Genomic DNA, 23,747 nt, shown 5'->3' with positions numbered 1-23,747 from the left:
GGCGGCACCAGTCCTCGTTTGTCTCTCTAAAGCTTAGTTTCTTTCATATTCCTTTTGAATCCGGTCCGCCAATTCTTCCGGCGAGGTGGCTTGGATCAGAAGCTCTTGAAGTCCTGCGTTGATCGTGCTAATTAAGGCCGGATTGAGGAAGGAATCATAGATCGGCGAGAACTCCAGCTTGCTGGACATTTCGGCATATTTCACGGCCAGCGGCGACACATTGGTTTTATCGTAATCGGTGACCGGGAACGCGGTCGGCTCGCCTTTCGCCGAAATCGCCTTCGAATATTCCTCGCCAAGCGCATATTTCAAAATGGCGGCGATGGTGTCTTTCTTGTCTTTGTAGCCGTTGACGCCGACCGCGAACCCGGAACCCGATCCGCCGGACATGGCTTGCGGATTGCCCTTTCCTCCGTCTACGGATGGGAGTACGGCCACTTCGGTAACGTCGTAAATATCTTTGGGAGCGCTTTCGGTCATGGCGCCGATCGCCCAGCTTCCGTCCATGAACATGGCGGCTTTGCCGTTGTAATAAAGGGTTTTGGACTGGTCGCCGGTGATGCTGTTCATATCCGCGTTAAACGCGCCGGCCTTGCTCAGATCCTGCAAAGCGGTGAGCGATGCCACAAAATCCGGATCTTTAAAGCTGGCTCCCTTTTTGTTCACAATGCTGTTAAACCAGTCGGAACCCGTAAACCGGTCGCCCAGCGTGCTGAGAATACAGGAATCGGCTACCCATTGTTCTTTGTTGCCAAGCGCAATAGGGGTAATGCCCTTAGCCTTGAGTTTGTCGACCAAATCCAGCAGCTCGCTCCATGTGGCCGGAAAACTTTGATAACCCGCATCCGCCAGCAGCTTCGAGTTGTAATAAATGACGTGCGTGCTGAGCATGGAATAAGGGATGCCGTAAACGCTGTCATTATAGCTCAGGTCGTTGAAGGAAGAAGGAATGTATCCGTCGCGCCAAGCCGTGTCGGCATCCAGAATTTCGTCCAGCGAGGCGACCACTCCGTTTTGCGCGAACATAGAGAGCTCGGAGCCTTTGCTTACGAAAAGATCCGGCAAATCGTTGGATGCGGCCAGCGTCTTCAGCTTTGTGTAATAGGCCGTTTGGTCGCCGATGGCTTCCTCCTCGATGACGACGTCGGGATGCTCCTCTTGGAACTGCTTCAGGCGCGCCCGAACGGAGGTGGCGATCGTTTCCGTGCTGTCTTCCGGCCACAGGGTCATTATTTTTACTGTTACAGGTTCGGCCGCTTTCGGCGAATCGGAGCCGGCCGAAGAAGAAGAGTTCGGCGAAGATGACGACTGCTGGCATCCTGCCAGCAATGCTACTGTGAGCAGAGATGAAACGAAGAGACCAAAGTAACGATGCTTTTTCATGAAGATCCTCCTTAAAGTGCGTGTTCAACCTCTTAAATTGAGTTGGTTCAATGTGATTATAGGTTTTGTACTGTTTTTCTCACAAGGTGACGAAATTATGATTTTATCCAGCAAATATACACACTTTGTCTTGAGCATTTGATTTGAGGACGAGTGGATATATGATGGTTTATAGAAGGGAAGATTCAGAAGGTACAGTTTAGCGAGTCCGGATTTAGGGGGGCCAAGCGTTTGCCGAAATTTTTCAGTCTTCAGACCAAGTTTATCCTGATTTCCTTTGTCAATTCCGTCATTCCGCTGATCCTGATTGTGGGATTGTCTTATACGGAGTCCATCAATCTGGTGACCAAGCAGGTCAGCCAGTCCAATTTGAATACCGTAGAGCAGGTTTCGGACAATATCGATTTGGTGTTTCAGGATATGGAGAATTCTTCGGTTTATCTGCTGCAAAACACGGAGTTTATGGATTATTTGCGGCTTTCAAACTATGAAATCGCCCAAAATCCGGGTACCCAGCTGTCGGTGCAGCGATTCATCCATAATTATCTTGCGTTCAATACGAGAATCCATTCCATATATCTGGAGGCGTTTAACGGTCTTGTATTCGACTCCGCCGGAGCGGAAAATACGATCGACGCCCAATTAAGGGAACGGCTGCTGCAGCTTCGCGGCGGAGGGATCATGATGAAAGACACGATCACGGATTACGCGGGCAGAAAGCGGAGTGTATTCTCTTACGTCAAAATGATCAAAGACACGGATGACCTCTCCTCCAACCTGGCCATTTTGAAAATCAATATTCTTGAATCCGATATCACCGATGTTTTCAGAGGAAAGCTGCTCAGCAAAAACAGCGATTATCTGATTGTGGAAGGAAATCACGCGATTGTTTCGTCACTGGATCAATCCCGGCTGGGCTCGTCTTTGGAGGGCATTTCCACAGACCGCCTTTTTACGGGGAAAAGCGGGTATTTCAACAAACAGATCGACGGAAATCAATACATGGTCTTTTTTCATGATCTGTCCTTTTCGGGCTGGAGGCTCGTCAATCTGACTCCGGTTCGGGATTTGTCCCAGGACATTACCAAAATTCGCAACATCACTTTGCTTTCGATATTGCTCAGCATCATATTGTGCATTTTCGCGATGATCTATTTTTCGGTGAAAACTTTGCAGCCGCTGAAACTGCTGCGAAAGGCCACGGGTCAAATCCAAAACGAGAATTTCAAGGTGAACCTTCCCGTATCGGGAAATGACGAGGTAGCGCTTCTTACCGCGAGCTTCAACAAAATGTCCGCCAAACTGGATGAGTTGGTAAATGAGGTGCTGGCGGTGCAAATTAAACAAAAGGAAGCCGAATTGAAAGCGCTGCAAGCGCAGATCAACCCGCATTTTCTGTACAATACGCTGGATATGATCTACTGGACAAACAAGCTTGAACACGCCGAAGAAAGCGCAAAGCTGATCCAGATTCTCTCCAAATTATTCAGACTAAGCTTGAACAGCGGCAATGAATTCACGAGCCTCCAAAAAGAAGTCGAGCATCTGAACCTTTATCTCACGATACAGCAAAAAAGGTTTGAAGAAGCGGTGCGGTTTACGATGGAAGTGGATGAGAGCCTGTTCGACTGCAAGGTGGTTAAACTGATTTTGCAGCCTCTGGTTGAAAATGCGATCCTGCATGGGATTGAACAAAAAGGTGGAGAGGGTACGGTGCACATCCGGATTTTTGAACGAAACGACAAATTGATCTATGTCATTCGGGACGATGGGGCCGGCGCGGTGCAGAGCGAAGTATATGAATATTTGCACAAGACGAGGGGCGGCCGGCATGGATTTGCCATCAGCAACGTAAACGACCGAATTCAAATCTACTACGGCAGCGATTACGGTTTGTCTTTCCAGACCGCCCCCGGCGAAGGCATGACGGTCACAGTCACACAGCCGCTTATCCGGGATTCACAGCAGTTATAAGAGAGGTGACTGAACATGTACAAATTATTGCTTGTCGATGACGAACCGACGGTCCGAAAAGGGATGCGAAACTGCATTGATTGGGAAGCCTGCGAGCTCACCATCGTGGGCGAAGCCGGCAACGGCGAGGTTGCTCTTGAAAAGGCGCTGGCGCTTAAGCCCGATATCGTGGTGACGGATATCCGCATGCCGGTCATGGACGGCATTGTTTTGTCGGATCGTTTACGGAGGTTCCTTCCTGACTGCAAAATTTTAGTGATGAGCGGATATGAGGAGTTTTCTTACGCCAAAACACTGATGAAGATGAAGGTCAGCGATTATCTGTTAAAGCCGGTTGCGGCGGAAGAGCTGATTGCCGCTTTGGAGCGGATAACAAAGGAGATTCGCGAGGAAGAACGGTACAAGTCCAGCCTCGCGGCGGCGGATTCGCTGCTCTATGAAAGCCTGCCTCAGCTCAAATCGCGGTTCCTGCACAAGCTGTTGGAGGGTCCGCTTCCCCCAAATGAAGATTTGCAGCATCAAATGGGAGTGCTGAGCCTGCCCATCCGCTGGGATAGCTGCGACCTCATCGTTATGATGATCGCGATGGACGATTTCGGGATCGCCGCGGATAAACGCAGCGCTCGCGAACAGGAACTGTTCCGCTTTGCGATTGCCAACATAGCCGAAGAAATCATCCATCGCACCGCCTCGGGATTTTTATGCCATGACGGATTTGAGCAGGTCGTCGGAGTTATCGGCATTGAGAAGGGGAGTGCTTTTGATGCGGATACGCTTTGCCGGAACATTATCGCCAAGGTCGGCGAGTATTTGCGGTTGAGAATATTTATTGGAGCAAGCTCCGTCGTTGACCATGTTTCAAAGCTGAAAGAAGCACATTCTTCCGCCAAAACCGCTCTAGACGAAAAAATGTTCAAAGGAAAACGCAGCATTGTGCAGATGACCTTGCGGTACATGGAGGAAAACTATAACCAGAATATCAGCTTGGCGGGGGCCGCCCGCGAGGTTTACGTCACCCCCAATTATTTAAGCCGGATTTTCAAGGAAGAGATGGGGACCAACTTTATCGATTGGCTGAATCAATTGCGGATCAACAAAGCGAAGGAACTGCTGGTCGGCACCAACCTGAAAACGTATGAAGTCGCCGAGCAGGTGGGATATAAGGATTACAAGTATTTCTCTTCTCTGTTCAAAAAAATCGTGGGCTGTACTCCCAAAGAATACGAGATCGAGTAACACGTGGTACAATAGCCTAACAGGAGGGGAGAAAAGATGATCCACGAAGAGAACGGAATCTTTCCGGCGGTATGCCCGCTGGATTGTCCCGATACTTGCGGCTTGCTGCTTCATAAAGAAAACGGAAAAATCGTGAAGGTGACCGGGAACCCGGATCATCCGATTACCCAAGGGGCTATCTGCAACAAAGTACGAAATATGGCGGAACGCGTGTATCACCCCGAACGGGTCATGCATCCGCTAAGACGAGTTGGCGCCAAAGGGGCCGGCGAATTCGAACGCATCTCCTGGGAAGAAGCGATTGCGGAAATCGCCGGGCGGTTTAAAGAGATTGTATCCGAGTCTGGACCGGAATCGATTTTGCCGTACAGCTTCTACGGAAATATGGGGATTCTCAGCGTTGACGGCATGGACCGGCGGTTTTTCAACCGGCTTGGTTCATCGCGTTTGCAGCAGGGAATCTGCAACTCCGCCGGCAATACCGGCTGGAAATATACGATGGGTTTTGGCGGAGGCACAAGCCCGGAGGAAACGGTTCAGGCGAAGCTGATCATGGTCTGGGGCGGCAATCTGGTCAGCACCAACATGCATCAGATCGCATTGATCGAAAAGGCCCGCAAGCAAGGGGCGCAGCTTATAGTGATCGATGTTCACCGCAACCGTACCGGCCAGCGGGCCGATTGGTTCATTCCGCTGTATCCGGGAACGGACGGCGCGCTTGCTTTGGGGCTGATGCACGTGCTGTTTGCGCGCGGTCTGGTGGACGAAACGTTTCTGGAGCGGTACACCGTAGGGCATGAGGAGCTTCGCGAGCATGTGAAGCAGTACACGCCCGAACGGGTTTCCGTGATCACCGGAGTTCCGGAGGAAGACATTGTCAAGCTGGCTATGATGTACGGCGAAACCTCGCCGGCTTACATCCATATCGGCAACGGCTTGCAGCATCACGACAACGGCGGCATGACCGTCCGCTCCATCTGCTGCTTGCCTGCGTTGACCGGCCAGTGGCTTGTCCCCGGCGGCGGAGCCTTCAAATCGAACGGCGCCTACGGCAAGATGGATTCCAGGGCGCTCGAACGCCCGGACTTGCGGAAGAATCAGTACGCCCGCACGGTGAGCATGAATCAGATCGGAGAGGCGCTGCTGACGCTGGACCCGCCGCTTCACGCCCTGTTCGTGTACTGCGCCAATCCGGCGGTCGTCGCTCCGGACACTGTTAAGGTGGAGCAGGGGTTGGCGCGCGAGGATCTGTTTACGGTCGTTCACGACCTGTTCCTGACGGATACGGCCAAATACGCCGACATCGTTCTGCCGGCGACCACGACCTTTGAGAACACCGACCTCTACGGTTCGTATTGGCATCATTTTATCCAGCTTCAGGAGCCGGTCATTCCGGCCCGGGGCGAGAGCAAAAGCAATGTGGAGCTGTTCAAGCTGCTGGCGGAAGCTATGGGCTTTGAGGAAGAAGCGTTCCGCGATACCGAGGAAGACATGATCCACCAGGCGCTGGATCATCCGTCCAATCCGTATTTGCGGGGAGTTTCCCTGGAAGGACTCAAGGAGCGCCGCTTCGTGAAGCTGAATATGGAACATCGCAAGCATTATCTGGAAGAGCTGCGGACGCCTTCCGGCAAAATCGAGCTCTACTCGGACGCGTTGAAACGGGCCGGACTACCGCCCTTGCCGACCTACATGCCGCTGCAAGAAGGATATGACGGCGAACGACGGCCAGGAGCGAATGCGCTCTACCCGCTGATGTTCATCTCGCCGCCGAATCACAGCTTTTTGAATTCAACGTTTGGCAATGTGGAGAAACTGGCAGCGCTGGAGAAAAATCCGCAGCTGCAGATCCATCCGGACGATGCCTCTGCGCGCGGGATTTCCGACGGAGACGACGTCGAGGTATGGAACGATCGCGGCCGCTACGAGCTTAAGGCATCCGTTACCGATAAAATGCTGCCGGGAACCGTGGTCAGCCAAGGCCTCTGGTGGAAGGGGGGCGGCAGGAAACGGCGTACCAGGGCCAATGCCCTAACTCCGGACAGGCTTGCGGATATGGGCGGGGGAGCCGTGTTTTTTTCGACCACCGTTAATGTAAAGCGTCAATAAATGTACTTGCCGGGGCTGCGCTTTTAAGCGATACTAGTGTAATCTGGGCAGGAAACGTAAAGCCGTTTTTCGCCGTTTATCGCGGTGCTAGTCGGAGAGCCCCTGCGGGCTCTCCTTTTCGTTGATTTACAAAAAGTTTACTTCAGATGTCATGAACTGCGGGCTAAGGGGGAGAGATCAAAATGAAATGGTTGCAATCATATCCGCGCGAAGTCAAAGTATTTCTGGTCGCCAGCTTGATCAATTCCGCCGGCGGCTCTCTGATGTGGCCGCTGATCACGATGTTCGTGTTCAAGGTGCTCGGGCGAACGGTGACGGATGCCGGTCTGGTGATCCTGGTCATGTCGGTTGGCGGCATTGCCGGACAACTTCTGGGCGGTTCCTTGTACCACCGTCTGGGCGTGAAATGGCTGATTGTCGGCGGACTTGGGATGAATGCGCTGTTTTTGCTCCTCTTGCCCTACGGCAGCCATAACTGGCATCTGTTTATGTTCCTGATGGCGATGGTCGGGTTTTTCAATGCGATGTCGATGCCGGCAATTCAAGCCTTTATCGGGTTCCGCTTTTCGGAACGAAGAGGGGAACTGTTTAACGTTATTTATGTAGCGAACAATATCGGCGTTGCCCTCGGCACGGCGCTCAGCGGCTTTTTGGCGCAGATCTCCTATGATATCAGCTTTGTGGCGAACGGAGTGGCTTCTCTGGCGTTTGCGATTTTTTTCTGGATATATTTGAACAAGGTTCAAAAAGGCCAGGGCGAGCTGCATCTGGAAAAACGCAAGTCGGTTCAGGAAGGCCAAAGCCCTTGGAAATTGATGGGGTATTATCGGATCTATTTGTTCATGGGCATCGGATCGTTTTTTCTGTGGCTTGGCAACTGCGTCTGGAACAATGGCGTGTCTCCGTTCACCATCTCGCGGGGGATGCCGGAATGGAATTACAGCATATTGTGGACGCTGAACGGACTGCTGATTTTTGTCGGCCAGCCGTTTACGTTATGGGTGAAGCGGACTTTTGCCGGGACGGCGGAATCGCAGATGACGGCCAGCGCGATATTTTATATGCTGGGATACGTCACAATTCTGAGCTTTCACACTTATCCAAGCATGGTGCTGGCGATGGTGCTGACCACGTTTGGGGAGATGCTGATTTCGCCGGCGATTCCTTCATTTATTTCGGACCGTTCGGGAAAAGGGGCGCCTTTCTACCTGGGGCTTGTCGGCGGCATGGGGGCGGCCGGAAGGGTGGTTGGCCCGTATGCCATGGGCGTGCTTTTTGACTGGAACGGCCTCATCCCGGTGGCCTGGCTGGCGGTGATCATTGCGGTTCTGGCAATCGGATCTTTCCTGCTGCATGCGATTTTGAATCGGGAAGTTAAAGGCGAATGGTCGCGTACAAGCGGACTGATGTAAGAATAGGTATAATAAGAAGAAATAAGCTCATCGACTGTAAGGAGGTCAGGCGCGATGATAAACCCGGTTACGATCCGGCTGTCGGAGATGCGGGACGCGGGGGTGCTGATGGAGCTCGACTCGCTCGTATGGGACGAGCTGACCACGCCGGCAAGGATCCATTGGGATTCTCGGGAGCATTATTTGCAGAAATGCCCGCCGGGTAGCCAACTCGTTGCCATTATTGACGATCGCATTTGCGGCTATCTCGGTTTTGGGGCGCCGACGCCGCTTCCGAGCAACCGTCATGTCTACGAAATTAATATTGCGATCCATCCCGACTATCACCGGCAGGGCATCGGCAGGAAGCTGATGGACAAGGCCAAAGAGCTCGCTGCCGAGCAGGGAGTACACAAATTATCCCTGCGCGTGCTCGCGACCAATCCCAAGGCCGTGGCATTTTATCGGAGCTGCGGCTTTGTCGAGCAGGGAAGGCTCGTGGAGGAGTTTTATCTGAACGGGCGATATGTGGACGATATTCTAATGAGGTACAAGGTGTAGAGGTTCGCTCCGCATCTTGTACCGTTTTTCCATTATCTCGTCCGTTTGGGCTTGACCTCAAGCGCGTAAATGTCTTCTTCCAGCGACATCATCCGTTGGCTCAGAACCTGACGGCAATCGCTAAGCGCCTGATTGTACACATAAGGTCCGATGCTGCTCAGAAAAAAATCCAGCGTTCCGTCCGCCGCAAGTTCGCCGATCGTTTCGCCTCGTTCCTCTTCAAAATACTGCTGGATCAGGGCAATGACGGTCTCCCGCTGTTCTTTGGTTAATTTGATGGGTTTGATGGGCATGAGGTTCTCTCCTTTTGGTTAGGGGAATGAAAAGTATGGTGCGTTGGGGACGCCGGGTGAGTTTCGGACTTCCGATCGCTGTTGCCGCTGGATTGTCTTTATTTTTTACTTCTCAAGGGTTACAATCCACCGGCAAAGGCGAACGCTTCCGCTTCTCCAGTTCCGAATCTCCCCCTTTGTCCCTTCACCATACTTTTAGGTGGTGCAGCAATGCTCCGCCGGATATTTCCTTTATCCGGTATCTAAGGGCGACTGAAAATCAAACGGCATAGAGTGTCACCACATCTCCCCTATCATATCAAAAATCGTTCTTCGAAGGCGCAACGATGCATAGGGGACTTCAGGCATTGAACTATTGGCGAGATATCGGTATATTTAGAAGAAGAAAAATCGGGAAAACTAAGCAGATATTCAAGAACGAAAGGTTTGATAACCGTGGTGAACAACAGCACCCCTCCCAATTTTATTAAAAATATCATTACCGAAGACTTGAAAAACGGCAAAGTTCAGAACGTTGTCACGCGGTTTCCTCCGGAGCCTAACGGATACTTGCACATCGGACACGCCAAGGCGATCTGGATTAACTTCACGCTGGCCGACGAGTTCGGCGGACGGACGCACTTGCGTTTTGACGATACGAACCCGGTGAAGGAAGACGTCGAATATGTCAACTCGATCAAAGAAGACGTGAAGTGGCTCGGATTTGATTGGGAAGAGCTGCACTTTGCTTCGGATTATTTCGAAGAAATGTACAATCGCGCCATTTTGCTGATCAAAAAGGGCAAAGCCTATGTGGACGATCTCAGCGCCGACCAGATCCGCGAGCTTCGCGGCACGTTGACCGAACCGGGTAAGAACAGCCCTTTCCGCGATCGTACGATTGAAGAGAACCTGGATCTGTTCGAGCGCATGCGTGCTGGGGAATTCCAGGACGGGGAAAAGGTGCTGCGCGCCAAAATCGACATGGCTTCGCCGAACATCAACCTTCGCGACCCGGTCATTTACCGCATTGTGCATGCCAGCCATCATAATACCGGTGATAAGTGGTGCATCTATCCGATGTACACTTTCGCTCACCCGCTCGAGGACGCCATTGAAGGCGTAACGCATTCGCTTTGCTCGACCGAGTTCGAAGATCAACGTCCTTTTTATGATTGGACGATCGCCGAAACCGAAATGCCCAACGTATCGCATCAATATGAGTTTGGCCGCCTTAACCTGACACAAACGGTCACCAGCAAGCGGAAGCTGAAAAAGCTGGTGGACGAAGGCATTGTTGACGGTTGGGACGACCCGCGCATGCCTACGATTTCGGGGCTTCGCCGCCGCGGATTTACTTCGGAAGCGATCCGGTCTTTTATCTTTGAGACCGGCATTTCCAAAGCCTTCGGCACCGTCGATCCGAAGATGCTGGAGCATTTCATTCGCGAGGATCTGAAGCTGAAAGCCCCGCGGACGATGGCTGTGCTGGATCCGCTTAAGGTGATCATCACCAATTATCCGGAAGGGCAAACCGAGATGCTGGAGGCCGAGAACAACAGCGAAAATCCGGAGATGGGCAGCCGCCAAATTCCGTTCTCGCGCGAGATTTACATCGAACGCGACGATTTCATGGAAGACCCGCCAAGCAAATATTTCCGCTTGTTCCCTGGCAATGAAGTCCGCTTAAAAAACGCCTACTTCATCAAATGCAACGACGTGATCAAGGACGCGGAAGGCAATGTGACGGAAATTCACTGCACGTACGACCCGGAAACGAAAAGCGGCAGCGGGTTTACCGGGCGTAAAGTGAAGGGTACGATCCACTGGGTGGAAGCGAGTCAAGCGGTGCCGGCCGAATTCCGGCTGTATGAACCGCTGATTCTGGACGAGGAAGCGGAAGAGGACGCTATCGAGGAAAAGACGTTCATGGACTATATCAATCCGAACTCGCTCAAGGTAGCCCAAGGCTTTATCGAACCGGGCATGAAGGAAGCGAAGCCGCAAGACAAGTTCCAATTTTTCCGCCATGGCTATTTCAATGTAGACACGAAGTATTCGACTCCCGGAAATCCGGTGTTTAACCTGGTTGTTTCCCTTAAGAGTTCGTTTCAACTGCCGAAATAAGCCGGATCATTTATTGAACGACACGCCCCAAGCGGTATAACGGCGGGGATAGTCATACACAAAAAGACTGCATATATGCAGTCTTTTTGCTTATCTATAAGTTTGTTCCAGGCCATCAGCTGCTCCAATATGGCCGCACTCAAAGCAATTGTTGCATTGAATACAACATTTTCAACCAATCCGCTCGGTAGTAGTCCGTTAGTTGCATAAAGTGCAACAAAAAGGCAGCAAAAGGCTCAAAAATGGCTGTTTAGCCCCAAAATGTTGCAGCTAATGCAACATTCCAACCGTATCGCTTACTCCAAGTGCCGATTTATTGCACAGAATACAACATTTCTGCTTTTAAGCCGCAAACAGGCCGGCGATTGCAGACGGAATCGAATCACTTAGTCCGTAATCCCTCTTATATGCTGGCAAGGATGAAACTCGTGGAGAGCGGATTTCAACCTACGCCGTCCGTGTTCTCTCCCGTTCACACCGTGCTCCGCTCGATCAGCCGGAAACCGAATTCTTCGGTGACCGGACCGCTGCTCTCTCCGGCAACCTGATCATAGACGATGCGGAAGGCGCGGGCGGCGATATCGGCCAGTCGATTATCGATCGTCGTGATGCCGAGAACTTCGGAAATCGGCTGATTGTCGAACCCGATCACGGAGAAATCGCCGGGAATTTGCAGCCCTCGCTTGCGGGCTTCGAGAATGAAGCCGGCCGCTACTTGATCTCCCGTGATGAGCAGGGCTCCGGGACGTTCTTTCATGGCAAGAAGCCGGTCTACGAGTTCAACACCGTCCTCGATATCGTAACAGGCGTTCAAGATCCAATCCTCACGAGGCGTTCCGCCGAGTTCAAGCAGCGTATCCCGATACGCCTTTGTCCGGGTCAGCCCGCTTGGACTATTCCGCCGGCTCATCGTAAATCCGATTTGGCGATGTCCTTTGTCCCATAAATAGCGAACCGCTTTATGGAAGCAAACATACTGGTCAAAGTAAACCGATGACAAAGGCCGGTTCTCCACAAACTCGCAAAGAACAATGGGGCCGTATTCCGCATACTTCTCCACCTCATCCAAGGAGAGCGACCGGGAGCAAATCACCACTCCGTCTACCTGTTTATCGCGCAGTAAATCCAGCACCTTCAATTCCTCTTCCTTGCGGTAATCCGTTTGGCAGAGTATCAGCTGGTAATTGTGAAGCAGAGCTTCCTTCGCAATGCCCTCCACCTGCAGGGCAAAGTAGAAGTGATTGATATGCGGTAAAATGACGGCAATGGTTTGAGTCATGCCTTTGATCAAATGCACCGCGTTCATATTGCGCGAATAATTGAGCTTTTCGATGGCTTTTTCAACGGATCTCCGCTTCTCGTCGCTGACGTAAGGGTGATTATTCAGCACGCGGGAAACCGTGGCGACGGACACGCCCGCCGCAGCGGCGATTTGTTTGATGTTCGGCAACGGACACTCCTCCCCGCCATTTGTGAAATGTTAGAAAAAAGCTTGCGCTGAAATGCATTTCATATTATACACTGGGACTGTAACAAGAAAACAGTTTTCCCCTTCGGCGTAACCTTCATGAGGGCGCAACGGACGGCGGAAAACTGTTTTCTTGGTTCATTGCGATTCGCCGGGCGGCGACCCGGCTCCGGGCACCTGCCCGTTTCGGTAAAAACGGTACCATAAGACCGCAAAACCCAGCGCTCCGAAAAACGATAGAGTCACTCCGAACTTGTACATGATGACGCCGCCGAAGTTTTGGAACAACCATCCCCCGAGCAGCCCGGCCAAAATGCCGGATACGCCGCTGAGAAAAAAAGCGAATAGGGCTTGTCCCGAGGCCCGTAAGGGACGGGGCAGAAACCAGCCGATCAACTGGGTGCCTACATAGAAGAAACCGCCGAAGGTGACGGAGTGCAGCAGTTGGATAAACATGATTTGCACGGGTCCCGTAGCATCGGACATCAGGTCCCAGCGCAGCACGAACAGCAGGCTTACGATCGTGATGCAGCCAAGCAAATACGCGATATTGCGTTTTAGATAGCGGTGAAGCAGCAGAAATGCGAGCGCCTCGAAGGCGGTGGATAAGAAAACCGCCCCGCCGACCTGAAGCCGGGAGCCGCCCAGATCGCTGATGAACAGAGGCAAAAATATCCCGTTAATCGAATTGGGCAGTGCCACAAGAAAGCCGAAAATCACGAAGGCAATGAAATATTTGTTCTGAAGCGTACGAAAAATATCGGAAGGATTCAGCCATGGCGTAATGGTCGCTTGACGAATCGACGGAAGAATAAGAGCGGAAGCGATAGCCAGCATCAGCGTAATGCTGAAGAGCAGCGAAATGCCGTAATGCCCGATAGCATCGATAATCGGCCCCGCCGCCAAGGCGATGATTGACCAGCCTAAGGATCCCCACAAACGGTAAGAACGGAATTTATGGTGGGAGAACTCAGTGTAACCCAAGGTCAACGTATTGGTTTGAGAAAACAGCGGACTTTGGAAAAAATAGAGCAGCACCATCGAGAGATACAGCATATGAAACGTGTTGGCTCTAAAAACAAGATGTCCCATGACCAAAAGTCCGATCATCATGACCAACAGAACGGCTCTTGGATTTTGGCGCTGGTCGCTGAGGGATCTCCAGAGCGGATGGGCGAGCAGGGAGATGAACGGCCCGATAGCCATCAGGCTGCCGATTTCCAGCTTGTCCATGCCGATATCTTGCAAATATAATTGAAAAAAGGCAGTAAAAATAACCATTGTTCCGTAGATGAAAAAGTTAAGCAATCCCAAGGGAAACAACGAAGGAGACGTATTTTTTGTATTGTCCCGCAAGCGCGCCATTCCTTTCTATCCGGATCCGTTTGGCCACTCCAGGATCAAGTGACTATGTTCTCAATGTAACACAGAGATAAAAGCGGATACAAACCATCTTTTTTTTAATTTTCCAATATTTGTGGACAGGGGAGGATAAACTGATGGAGGTTACGGCAATCATTATCGCGGGAGGCCGCTCCAGCCGGATGGGAACCGATAAGGCTCTGCTGCGGTTTGGCGGAATTCCGGTAGTAAAACGGCTGATATTGGAATTGGAGACGGCGGCCTCCAGAATCGTTGTCGCCGCCGGAGGCCGGCCTGAAGCCTACGGGGAGTTTGGCAAAGAAACGGTGCCCGACCGCTTCGAAGATGCCGGGCCGCTTGCCGGCTTGCACGCCGGTCTTATCGCATCGAAAACGGAATGGAATATTGCGGTTGCTTGCGACATGCCGTTTGTATCCGGCGACCTATTCCGCTTTATGATCGAAAGAGCACTGTCCGCCGAGGAAAATGCGAAAACCCGCGGCGAACAGCCGCCGGAGGCCATTATTGCCCGCACCTTCGGCAGAGCCCATCCTCTGCTTGCCATGTACCGTCGCAGCGTGCTGCCGGATTTGGAGCAGGCGCTGCGAGAGGGCCGCTTGAAAATGACCGCCTGGACCGCCGGCTTGAGGGCGGAGTACATCGATGAAAATGAACTTGCGGCTGCCGGTCTCCCTCCGGAACGGATCGACTTCAACATGAACAGGCCAGCTGACTATGAGCTGGCCCGACAGTGGATAGAGAAACCGTAAATAAACATTACCCGCCGATTTGCGACATCCGGCGCGCGGTTGGAGTGTGGCTTTGCACTTTTTTCTCCAATGCGAACGCCATTTCATGATTTTTGGGCTTCCCGTCCAGCGCCTTAAGAAACAGACTCCGAATGCCGTTTCGATCGCCTGCCGCGGCCAGCGGACGAACGTGAAGCTCGTCGGACCAATACAGACAGGCTTTGATGTAGCCGTCGGCGGTCAGGCGGAGCCGGTTGCAATTATCGCAGAAATGCTCGCTTACCGGATGAATCAGGCCAAACGTGCCTGGAGCGCCAATGATCCGCCGGCTCTCTGCCGGTCCGTTCCCTTTAGGCAGTCCGGCCGCTTCCGTCTCCCATCCGGCTTCCCGGCAGGTGTCCTCGACTACGGATAAAGGCAGATAAGTCTTACGCCAAGAATCCGTGGCGCTGCCGATCGGCATGTATTCAATAAACCGGACATGCAGGGCTTTTTCCAGCGTTAAAGAGATGAAATCCCGGATTTCGTCGTCATTCACGCCCCGCATCAGGACAACATTCAGTTTGATCGGATCAAGCCCGGCTTCCATAGCCGCATCAACGCCTTCGAGCACTTTGCGGACGTCCCCGCCCCGGGTGATCATCGCGAACCGGTCCGGGCGCAGCGAGTCCAGACTGATATTAACCCGGTTTAGGCCCGCTTCCTTAAGAAGTCCGGCCTTAGCTCCAAGAAACATACCGTTGGTCGTCATGGCGATATCTTCAATGCCGTCGATCGACGACAGCATGGCGATCAGCTTTTCCAAATCCTTGCGGACCAGCGGCTCTCCTCCGGTAATCCGGATTTTGCGGAGTCCCATGGGAGCGAGCGCGGAAACGGTCTCGGCAATTTCCTCGTAGCGCATAATTTCTTCGTGAGGCTGGAATACCATGCCCTCTTCCGGCATGCAGTATACGCAGCGGAGATTGCACCGGTCGGTTACCGAGATCCGAAGATAGTCGTGAATTCGTCCAAATGAGTCGACGAGCTGCTCCATTCGGAAGCCTCCTTTATCTTGGGATTCCTCAAATTTTATCTATGTTTTCCCGCTCCGTCAATACAAAAGTCACATTTCCCTCATGCATAATTGCACAATTTGTACGATAAAATGATACTATATAACTGTAAAAAAGATCACATAAAGCGCTTACATTTGGATATATAATGAAATTAAGCGATACGTGATCCCCCTTAATCATGTGTCGGGTATATGTTTTTAGATGATTTCCGCACATCATTAAGGAAGTCATCTTTTTTTTGAAAGTGTCTCATGTCGGGCCGGTTTATATGTCAAATGGTACAAAATAGGGAGATGACTAAGATGACCATGCTGTTCAAGGATCCTGTCAATCATGACAAGGAACATGTCCGCTGGCTGGAATACCGGGGTTATGCCTATCAGCTGCTCCTGGATTTCCTGAGCCGTCCGCCGCGGATGTCCCTGATCGCGCAATGGCGCCAGAGGGTCGAACTATCCGGAACCATCCCTTCAAGCCGCAGCGGCAGCAAATTGAAGCAATATCTGGAGAGCATTCCGGAGGAGGACTTCCGCAAGGTATGCTATCAGGAAGCCGAAGAATACGAACGGCTCTTTATGGGGAGCGAGGCGGTTCTGCCTTCCTGCGAAAGCGTATTCCGCGCCCGGTCTGAGGGTTCCGACGCTTTTGCCTGCATCTCGGAAATCCGGAAAATCTATGCCGACAATGGCGTCGTCTTTAATAAATTGAACGGGGAACGGGACGATCATATCGCCATGGAGCTGGAATTTATGGCGGTGCTGGCGGAAGGAATGCTGCGAAAGGAAAGTCTGGCCCGAAGCTGTCTGGAGCTGGTCGATACGCAAACGATGTTTCTGGAGTCTCATCTGCTTAAGTGGGTCCCTGAATTTTCGAAAGATCTTGCAGCGGCAACGTCCAGTCCCCTCTACAGAGGACTTGCCGAGCTGATGGAGGAGCTGCTTGTGCAGGATTTGGCGCAGCTTCGTGTTTGGCAAAGCAGCCTGAGGGAAACGGCACAATAACGCGAACGAGGAACACTTCTCTTTCATATATAAAATCAAAAGGGCCTTGCGAAGGATTTGAATATCCCTCGGCAAGGCCCTTATCGTTTAATGAAACATAGGCGATTAATCCAATTCTTCTTGCAGGGCTCCGCGGCGGCGGAATTTCATCAGGAACTCGTATACCACCGGCACGATAACCAGAGTCAGCAGCGTGGAGCTGATCAGACCCCCGATAACGGTAATGCCCAGGCCGCGCGAGATAATCCCTGCGCTTTGCTCCCAGCCGAATACGAGCGGCAGCAGTGCGCCAATCGTCGCCAGGGCCGTCATCAGGATCGGACGAAGCCGGGTTGCGCCCGCTTCCAGCAAAGCTTCACGGGTAGACAAGCCTTCGCGTTCCTTATGAATAACGCGGTCGATGAGCACGATGGCGTTGGTGACGACAATCCCGATCAGCATCAGAACGCCCATCAGTGCGGATACGTTCAGCGTTTCTCCGCCGATCAGCAGCGCGATCATCGCGCCGATGACGATAAACGGCAGGGAGAACAGGATTGCGAATGGCGCCAAACCGCCGCCGAACGTAACGACGAGTACGAAATAGACGATGGCTACGGCAGCGGCCATAGCGATACCGAGTTGACCAAACGTATCGTTGATCTGCTCGGTTACGCCGCCGAATTTCACGGTTACGCCGTCCGGAAGCTCCATTTTGTCGATTTTGTCCTGCAGGTTGGACGATGCTTTTTGCACGTCGGTAGCCGTAATGTTCGCGCTGACTTCAACGACCATCTTGCCGTCCATGCGCATGACGGAATCCGGAGAACTTCCTTTTTCCACCGTGGCTACGTCTTTGATTGGCACCTGCATCCCCAGCGGCGAGGCGAGGGTTTCATTCTCGATATCCTCGATGCTGCCGTAGGTTTTATCGTCCGTTTCGATGTAGACCTTGTAATCTTTGCCGTCGACTTCCACTTCGGTAAGCACCGGACGTTCACGCACCGGGCTAAGCTTCATGGCGATTTGACCGGCGGTGAGTCCAAGCGAACTCAGCTTTTGCTGATCCGCAACGAGCGTGTATTGCTCGTAAGCGGTGGAAAGGCTTGTTTTACCCTTTTCAAAGTTTTTCGCGTCGTTCTGAACCCATCCCAGGATCTGGTCGGAAACCGGTTTGATCTGTTCCAGATCGTCCCCGAAGATGTTAACGCTGAGCGTGCTGCCTCCCAGGCCGCCGCCCATCATCGCGGACTGGTCGCCCCAGTCGCCCTTCGGTACTTCCTTCTTCAGGTTGTTCACCAGATCTTCCTTCACCTGGTCAAAATCTTTGGTGTCCGTGTTGTATTCGATATAGAACAAGGCCGAATTGGAGGAGCCGAAGCCCAGCGGATTGCCGCCTCCGACAGAGTATTGCATTTTCTCCACGCCGGGTCTGTCTAAAATGTACTTCTCGGCGATGAGCATATCTTTTTGTACGTCTTCAAGACGTTCCCCAGGAGCTGGAGAATAAGTAATTGTCGCATTTTTTTGCTCTTGCTCCGGCAGGAAGCTGACGCCGACAAGCGGGAACAGGAACAAGCTGCCGACCAGCAGCACAACGGCCAGACCGAAAGTGATCAGCTTATGGGAAAGCGACCAGTTCAAGCCGCGTTGGTAAGCCCGGGCAATGCCTGTCGGTTTGCCTTCTTCGTGATGCTGCTTTTTGAGGCCGTTACGGAACAGCGTATGCGCAAGCGCCGGAACGAGCGTGATCGCCACCAGAAGGGAAGCGAGCAGCGAGAAGACGATTGTGAGCGCAAACGGTTTGAACAATTCGCCGACCATCCCGCTGACGAAAGCGAGCGGCAGGAACACGGCAATCGTTACGATCGTAGAGGACATGATCGGAATGAACATTTCCCGGGTTGCCTCGACGATCAGTTTGCCGCCCTTCAGTTGTTCGCCGGTCATGGATAACCTGCGGTAGATATTCTCGATGACGACGATCGAGTCGTCGACAACCCGCCCGATGGCGACCGTCATGGCTCCCAGTGTCATCATATTGAGCGTAATATCCATCTGCTTGAGAGCCAGAATCGCGATCAGCAGCGACAGCGGAATGGATATGATGGAAATAATCGTAGAGCGGAGGTTCCGCAGGAAGATCAGAATGATCAGGACGGCGAACAAGGCGCCGAACAACGCTTTGGACAACATCGTATCGACGGAGTCCGTAATAGGTTGCCCTTGATCCAGCAGGACGGTAAAATCAATGTTTTTATATTGCTTTTTCAATTCGTCCGCTTTGTCTTTTACAAGATTAACGACGTCAACGGTATTGGCGTCATTCGATTTCACGATTTGAACGCCGATCGAATCCTTGCCGTTCGTACGGGAGATCGATTCCGCTTTCCCGATTGTTTCGATTTGGGCGATGTCGCCCAGCTTGACGGTTGGGATTCCTACAGGAATATTCCCCAAGGCTCCCGCGCCTGCGGCGCTGCTTGGCGCCCCGGCCTGATTGGCTCCCGCGGCATTACCGGCGGCTCCGCTTGGAATGGCCGGAATCGCAAGGTTTTTCAGATCGTCTACGGTCGTCACATTGCCGTCAACGACAATGGCTTTTTCGGCGTCCTCCATATCGAACAAACCGAGCGGAGCGCGCAGCGCCGAAGCTTGCACAATACCCTTGACCGTATCTTCGCTAAGTCCCAGCTCTTTCATCTTCGCTTGGTCGAATTTCAGATTGACCTCGCGGGTATACTGCCCGGAAACCTGAACGGACGCAACGCCGTCAAGGTCTTCCAGGGCCGGGGTGATATCGTTCTCCACCGTTTTGGTCAAAGATTCGAGATCCCCGGACTGGTTGTCCGACAAGCTCAGCGAAATGACCGGCAAAGAGTTCAGGCTGAACCGGGTGATTTGCGGCTTTTGAGCACCGTCGGGAAGCTGCACGTCGTTCAGCGCTTCGCGGACGGCCGCCGTCCCGTTGTCGAGATCCGTTCCGTACTCGAATTCGATAATGAGCGATGCCGCGTTTTCCATCGAGGTGGAGGTTAAAGTCTTAACCCCGTCGATATTCCGCAGCCGCTGCTCGAGCGGTTTGGTAATATCCTGCACGACACCTTCAGGGGCTGCGCCGGGATAAACCGCGGTGACGCTCAGATAAGGAACGTCGATGTTCGGGATGCTCTCCTGTTTCATCGTCAATCCGCTGTACAAACCCACGGCCGTAACAATGATAGTCAGCAGCCATACCGCGAATTTGTTGCGCAGCGAAAATTGAATAATACTTTTCATCAGCTGGTTTCACTCCTCTTTCTTGTCTGTCTCCTAGACTATACGTTTGCTTGGACTAACGGTTTCAACTCGTTCAGCTCGTTTTCGAGCTCCGAAATGCTTGCCAAATTTGCCAGCATCCCCTGGACGATTGCCCGGCGCGGCCGCAGTTCGAGAATTTCAGTCTCGAGAATCAGCAAGGATTCCAAAGCTTGCTCCCGGATCACCGGATCAAGCGCCAGCTCGCCGAGAGAATCCTTCAATGCTTTGATCACAAGCAAGGGATGACGTCCGGTTTTAGGCGCCGCTTCGTGGCAATTTCCGGACCACTCGTCGATCAGATCCACGGGGATCAGCGGCTCCGGCCGTTTGCGAAGCAGGCTGTCCGCTTCGACGTCGAGCAGATTCATGAGATGATCGGCCATTCGCCGGGTCGGAATGTTAAGCCGGGCGTCAAAAACCAGGCGAACATATATGCCGACCATTCCGTTGGCGATCAGAATCAGATCTCCCGTATAAGGCTTGATCTCCTGACCGTAGACGTCCTCGAGCTTTTCCTTGCCGTAGCGAAGCAGCTTGGCCGTATGCGTCTTGACGACCTCCGGCTCCATGTACCCGTTTCCGCTGCGGACCCAATCCTTGAACTGCATCAGCAGGAACTCCCGGAGCTCCAGCACCAGCTCGAGCATCACCTCGATTTGCCGGCACAGCTTCTCTCTGGGCTTGAGTTCGGGCTGAAGCTCCGCTTGCATCAAGTGATCCTGGAGCATTTGAAAACAATAATCGTACAAGCTGCTCTCCAGCTCCTCCTTGGATTTGAACTGCAAATACAGGCTTCCCTTGGACATGCCGCAGGCTTCGGCGATTTGCTGCATGGAGGTGGCCGAAGAACCGTTTGCGGCGAACAACTGCATTGTGGCCCGCAGGATCTGCGTTTTTTTATCCGAAGCATGGGTAGGCATAAACTTGACCCTCCTTTCCGACCGGCGAGTTCTCATTCTGACTCATGAGTCAACATGATTATAGTACAATTGAAATCCGGTTACAAATCTGTGGTATTTTCAAAATTTGAAATAGCTAGGAAGAAAGCCGCGGTTCATGTAAAATATAGTCATGCATCACAGTGAAAAGGAGTACCGCGATGAGACGGGGATTACAAATCATATTAATCGCAGCTATTTTATTCGCCTTCTATTATTTCGGATTCGGCGTCTTCGGGAAATTCGGGGGTACCCTGGTCAGCATATTCCAAACCTTGACGGTCATCACGATCGGACTTGCCATATTTATGGAGAACCGTAATCCGTCGAGTACGGTAGCCTGGATTTTGGTACTTGCCCTTTTGCCTGTCGTCGGACTGGCCCTTTATTTTTTGCTGGGGCAAAATTACTTCAAGCGCCGCAAATTCGATAAAAAGGCGGAGCAGGACCGGCTCAGCTATGAACGAATCGACAACAACGGCCATATGCTGCCTCGCGATTTGTCGCAGTTTACTCCCGGACAGCAGCGTCTGCTGCACATGTCCCAGCGTATTGCCCGCACTCCGTACTCGATGGCGACCCAAACGAGGGTGCTTACGAACGGAGAAGAAACCTTCTCTACGCTTTTACGAGAGCTGAAGCAGGCCAAACATCACATACATATGGAATACTACATTTACCGGGCCGACGATATCGGAAGAGAGATTCAGAAAACGCTGGTCGAAAAAGCCCGCGCCGGAGTGGAAGTCCGATTTATGTTTGATGCGGTCGGAAGCATCGGCTTGTCCCAATCCTTCATCCGTGAGCTTCGCGAAGCGGGGGTCAAGGTCGGTATTTACGGCGAGGTGCGCTTTCTGGCGCTGTCGAGCCGGGTGAACTACCGCAACCACCGCAAGATTGTCGTCATCGACGGAAATGTGGGGCTGATCGGAGGCCTTAACGTAGGGGACGAGTATCTCAGCCGGAGCAAAACGTACGGCTTTTGGCGCGATACCCATATGCTTGTCAGGGGGGAGGCCGTCAGGTCGCTTCAGGTTATTTTTTTGCAGGACTGGCATTACATCACCGGCGAAAAAATCATGGATCAGGCGTATTTGTCGCCCGAGCTTGTGCAAGGCTGCAGCGGAGCGATACAAATCGTTCCGAGCGGGCCGGATAACGAGAGCCGGACGCTCAAGCATATCTTTTTCGCCATGATTACCTCGGCCAAAAAGTCCGTGTGGCTCGCGACTCCGTATTTCATACCCGACGAGGATATCCTGACCGCCCTGCGAGTGGCGGCGATGTCGGGGGTCGACGTACGCATCCTGTTTCCCGCCAAGCCGGACAAATGGCTACCTTTTCTCGCGTCCCATTCTTATTTTCCTTCGCTCCTTGACGTGGGCGTGAAGATTTACGAATACGAGAAAGGCTTCCTGCATTCGAAGCTGCTGATCGTGGACCGGGAAGTGGCCACCGTAGGGACGGCGAATATGGATATGCGCAGCTTCCATCTGAATTTCGAAGTGAACGCGCTGCTTGTGCAGAGCGACAGCGTCGGCAAGATCGTGAAGGATTTTGAGCGGGATCTGCTGTCTACGAAAATGATCGAGAAGAAAACGTTCATGAAGAAAAAAGTATTTGTGCGCTTTATGGAATCGGCGGCCCGGCTGATGTCGCCGCTGCTGTAATTAACCGGTTTGCGAAAAAGGAGGCCATCCGCCATGGAAAACACATCCGGCCGAAAAAATGAGCATATACGCCTTTGCTTGGAAGAACAGGTCAATGGAGAAGGCGTTCGTACGGGGTTCGAAAAATATGCCTTCCGGCACAACGCTTTGCCTGAGCTGGATTTCGCGAAAATCAACCTCGACACGACGTTTCTCGGAGCGCCGATCCGGAAGCCGCTGCTGATCAGTTCGATGACGGGGGGCAGCGAACTCGCGGGCCGCATCAACGAACGTCTGGCGGAAGCCGCCGAGCGGCGCGGCTGGTCGATGGGCGTCGGTTCGGTCCGTGCGGCCGTGGAACAAAAGGAACTGGCCCCGACGTTCAACATCCGGCGTTGGGCCCCGACGATTCCGATCATCGCCAATTTGGGCGCGGTGCAGCTCAACTACGGTTTCACCGCTGACGATTGCCTTCGGGCTGTAGAAATTGCGGGCGCGGACATGCTGGTGCTGCATCTGAACAGCCTCCAGGAGGCGTTCCAGCCGGAGGGGAACACCGCTTTCGGCGGGTTGCTGGCCCGGATCGAGGAGGTTTGCCTGACCGTTTCGGTGCCTGTCGGCGTCAAGGAAGTCGGCTGGGGCATTGACGGCGTCATCGCCAAGCGGCTGCATGAGGCCGGCGTTGCGTTCATCGATGTAGCCGGCGCCGGGGGAACCTCGTGGAGCCAGGTCGAGAAGTTCCGCGGCAGCGATCCGGTGCGCCGCGCGGCCGCGGAAGCATTCGCGGACTGGGGCATCCCCACCGCCGAATGCATCCGCGAAGTGCGGGCGGCGGTGCCGGACGCCGCCCTGATTGGCAGCGGGGGCCTGAACACCGGCGTGGACGCGGCCAAAGCGCTGGCGCTTGGCGCGGACCTGGCCGGGTTCGGCCGGGCGCTGCTCGAACCGGCGGTGCATTCGGAGGAGCGGCTCGACGCGCTTCTGGAGCGCGTTGAGCTGGAGCTGCGCACCGCCATGTTCGGGATCGGCGCCGGAAGCATCCCGGCGCTGCGAAATACGCCGCGACTTGTGCGGCGTGAATAGGGACGGCCTATCAGGCCGTCCTTATTCATTAATTCAAATAATTCCAACTGGAATACATAGTTTTTCGTTGCCTTTTTGAAGATAACCCATTATATTGAAGTGAAAAG

General features: G+C 52.9%; 17 protein-coding genes. 10 read left to right on the top strand and 7 right to left on the bottom strand.

Features of this window, described 5'->3' with window-relative positions; translation table 11 throughout:
* Positions 1-33 precede the first annotated feature (33 nt).
* The gene (locus ACI48K_RS20140; RefSeq protein ID WP_475029417.1) at positions 34-1,383 is read right to left on the bottom strand and encodes an extracellular solute-binding protein; all 1,350 of its coding nucleotides are present in this window, start codon (positions 1,381-1,383) and stop codon (positions 34-36) included.
* 231 nt (positions 1,384-1,614) lie between these two features.
* On the opposite strand from ACI48K_RS20140, the gene ACI48K_RS20135 reads away from it, so the two are divergent.
* From ACI48K_RS20135 to ACI48K_RS20115, 5 genes are all read left to right on the top strand, one after another.
* Positions 1,615-3,357, top strand: a complete 1,743-nt coding sequence (locus ACI48K_RS20135) for a sensor histidine kinase (RefSeq protein ID WP_475029416.1) — start codon at positions 1,615-1,617, stop codon at positions 3,355-3,357.
* A 15-nt stretch (positions 3,358-3,372) separates the two neighbouring features.
* Positions 3,373-4,593 carry a response regulator gene (locus tag ACI48K_RS20130; RefSeq protein ID WP_475029415.1) on the top strand — a complete coding sequence of 407 codons (1,221 nt, stop codon included), beginning with the start codon at positions 3,373-3,375 and terminating at the stop codon, positions 4,591-4,593.
* Between the two features lie 36 nt (positions 4,594-4,629).
* Positions 4,630-6,702 (top strand): molybdopterin-containing oxidoreductase family protein, encoded by a 2,073-nt coding sequence (locus ACI48K_RS20125; protein ID WP_475029414.1) that lies wholly within the window; start codon positions 4,630-4,632, stop codon positions 6,700-6,702.
* Between the two features lie 182 nt (positions 6,703-6,884).
* Positions 6,885-8,114: an MFS transporter gene (locus ACI48K_RS20120; RefSeq protein WP_475029413.1), complete on the top strand. Its 1,230-nt coding sequence runs from the start codon at positions 6,885-6,887 to the stop codon at positions 8,112-8,114.
* A gap of 54 nt (positions 8,115-8,168) precedes the next feature.
* Complete coding sequence (locus tag ACI48K_RS20115) at positions 8,169-8,654, top strand: N-acetyltransferase family protein (RefSeq protein ID WP_475029412.1); 486 nt, start codon at positions 8,169-8,171, stop codon at positions 8,652-8,654.
* Positions 8,655-8,686: 32 nt separating this feature from the next.
* Here the strand turns inward: ACI48K_RS20115 and ACI48K_RS20110 are convergent, their stop codons facing one another.
* Positions 8,687-8,947: a DUF2164 domain-containing protein gene (locus tag ACI48K_RS20110; RefSeq protein WP_475029411.1), complete on the bottom strand. Its 261-nt coding sequence runs from the start codon at positions 8,945-8,947 to the stop codon at positions 8,687-8,689.
* 435 nt (positions 8,948-9,382) lie between these two features.
* Between ACI48K_RS20110 and ACI48K_RS20105 the strand changes: the two genes are divergently transcribed.
* A complete protein-coding gene (locus tag ACI48K_RS20105) occupies positions 9,383-11,053 on the top strand; it encodes a glutamine--tRNA ligase/YqeY domain fusion protein (protein WP_475029435.1) in 1,671 nt (556 codons plus the stop codon).
* A 472-nt stretch (positions 11,054-11,525) separates the two neighbouring features.
* Here the strand turns inward: ACI48K_RS20105 and ACI48K_RS20100 are convergent, their stop codons facing one another.
* Both ACI48K_RS20100 and ACI48K_RS20095 read right to left on the bottom strand, forming a co-directional pair.
* On the bottom strand, positions 11,526-12,503 hold the full coding sequence (locus ACI48K_RS20100) for a LacI family DNA-binding transcriptional regulator (protein ID WP_475029410.1): 978 nt from the start codon (positions 12,501-12,503) through the stop codon (positions 11,526-11,528).
* 156 nt (positions 12,504-12,659) lie between these two features.
* On the bottom strand, positions 12,660-13,886 hold the full coding sequence (locus ACI48K_RS20095; protein WP_475029409.1) for an MFS transporter: 1,227 nt from the start codon (positions 13,884-13,886) through the stop codon (positions 12,660-12,662).
* Positions 13,887-14,020: 134 nt separating this feature from the next.
* Here ACI48K_RS20095 and mobA point away from each other — a divergent pair, with 134 nt between their 5' ends.
* A complete protein-coding gene (mobA, locus tag ACI48K_RS20090) occupies positions 14,021-14,653 on the top strand; it encodes a molybdenum cofactor guanylyltransferase (RefSeq protein WP_475029408.1) in 633 nt (210 codons plus the stop codon).
* 7 nt (positions 14,654-14,660) lie between these two features.
* Here the strand turns inward: mobA and moaA are convergent, their stop codons facing one another.
* Positions 14,661-15,668: a GTP 3',8-cyclase MoaA gene (moaA, locus tag ACI48K_RS20085; RefSeq protein WP_475029407.1), complete on the bottom strand. Its 1,008-nt coding sequence runs from the start codon at positions 15,666-15,668 to the stop codon at positions 14,661-14,663.
* Between the two features lie 324 nt (positions 15,669-15,992).
* Here moaA and ACI48K_RS20080 point away from each other — a divergent pair, with 324 nt between their 5' ends.
* Positions 15,993-16,691 carry a TorD/DmsD family molecular chaperone gene (locus tag ACI48K_RS20080; RefSeq protein ID WP_475029406.1) on the top strand — a complete coding sequence of 233 codons (699 nt, stop codon included), beginning with the start codon at positions 15,993-15,995 and terminating at the stop codon, positions 16,689-16,691.
* Between the two features lie 105 nt (positions 16,692-16,796).
* On the opposite strand, the gene ACI48K_RS20075 is transcribed toward ACI48K_RS20080, so the two are convergent.
* On the bottom strand, positions 16,797-19,949 hold the full coding sequence (locus ACI48K_RS20075) for an efflux RND transporter permease subunit (protein WP_475029405.1): 3,153 nt from the start codon (positions 19,947-19,949) through the stop codon (positions 16,797-16,799).
* 38 nt (positions 19,950-19,987) lie between these two features.
* Positions 19,988-20,890, bottom strand: a complete 903-nt coding sequence (locus tag ACI48K_RS20070; protein WP_475029404.1) for a TetR/AcrR family transcriptional regulator — start codon at positions 20,888-20,890, stop codon at positions 19,988-19,990.
* A gap of 179 nt (positions 20,891-21,069) precedes the next feature.
* On the opposite strand from ACI48K_RS20070, the gene cls reads away from it, so the two are divergent.
* Together cls and fni are read left to right on the top strand one after the other, a co-directional pair.
* Positions 21,070-22,578, top strand: coding sequence for a cardiolipin synthase (gene cls / locus ACI48K_RS20065; protein WP_475029403.1), 1,509 nt, complete (start codon positions 21,070-21,072; stop codon positions 22,576-22,578).
* 33 nt (positions 22,579-22,611) lie between these two features.
* Positions 22,612-23,640, top strand: coding sequence for a type 2 isopentenyl-diphosphate Delta-isomerase (gene fni, locus ACI48K_RS20060; protein WP_475029402.1), 1,029 nt, complete (start codon positions 22,612-22,614; stop codon positions 23,638-23,640).
* Positions 23,641-23,747 lie beyond the last annotated feature (107 nt).

This window comes from Paenibacillus terrisolis (assembly GCF_056171975.1).
The sequence above is the reverse complement of the archived record's forward strand: the minus strand, read 5'-3'. Positions and strand labels throughout refer to the sequence as shown.

Excerpts from the sequence above, each read along its gene's own strand:
- ACI48K_RS20115 (WP_475029412.1), top strand. The coding sequence starts at position 8,169 with ATGATAAACCCGGTTACGATCCGGCTGTCGGAGATGCGGGACGCGGGG.
- mobA (WP_475029408.1), top strand. The coding sequence starts at position 14,021 with ATGGAGGTTACGGCAATCATTATCGCGGGAGGCCGCTCCAGCCGGATG.
- ACI48K_RS20130 (WP_475029415.1), top strand. The coding sequence starts at position 3,373 with ATGTACAAATTATTGCTTGTCGATGACGAACCGACGGTCCGAAAAGGG.
- ACI48K_RS20070 (WP_475029404.1), bottom strand. The coding sequence starts at position 20,890 with ATGCCTACCCATGCTTCGGATAAAAAAACGCAGATCCTGCGGGCCACA.
- cls (WP_475029403.1), top strand. The coding sequence starts at position 21,070 with ATGAGACGGGGATTACAAATCATATTAATCGCAGCTATTTTATTCGCC.
- fni (WP_475029402.1), top strand. The coding sequence starts at position 22,612 with ATGGAAAACACATCCGGCCGAAAAAATGAGCATATACGCCTTTGCTTG.
- ACI48K_RS20140 (WP_475029417.1), bottom strand. The coding sequence starts at position 1,383 with ATGAAAAAGCATCGTTACTTTGGTCTCTTCGTTTCATCTCTGCTCACA.
- ACI48K_RS20075 (WP_475029405.1), bottom strand. The coding sequence starts at position 19,949 with ATGAAAAGTATTATTCAATTTTCGCTGCGCAACAAATTCGCGGTATGG.
- ACI48K_RS20120 (WP_475029413.1), top strand. The coding sequence starts at position 6,885 with ATGAAATGGTTGCAATCATATCCGCGCGAAGTCAAAGTATTTCTGGTC.
- ACI48K_RS20095 (WP_475029409.1), bottom strand. The coding sequence starts at position 13,886 with ATGGCGCGCTTGCGGGACAATACAAAAAATACGTCTCCTTCGTTGTTT.
- moaA (WP_475029407.1), bottom strand. The coding sequence starts at position 15,668 with ATGGAGCAGCTCGTCGACTCATTTGGACGAATTCACGACTATCTTCGG.
- ACI48K_RS20110 (WP_475029411.1), bottom strand. The coding sequence starts at position 8,947 with ATGCCCATCAAACCCATCAAATTAACCAAAGAACAGCGGGAGACCGTC.
- ACI48K_RS20125 (WP_475029414.1), top strand. The coding sequence starts at position 4,630 with ATGATCCACGAAGAGAACGGAATCTTTCCGGCGGTATGCCCGCTGGAT.
- ACI48K_RS20080 (WP_475029406.1), top strand. The coding sequence starts at position 15,993 with ATGACCATGCTGTTCAAGGATCCTGTCAATCATGACAAGGAACATGTC.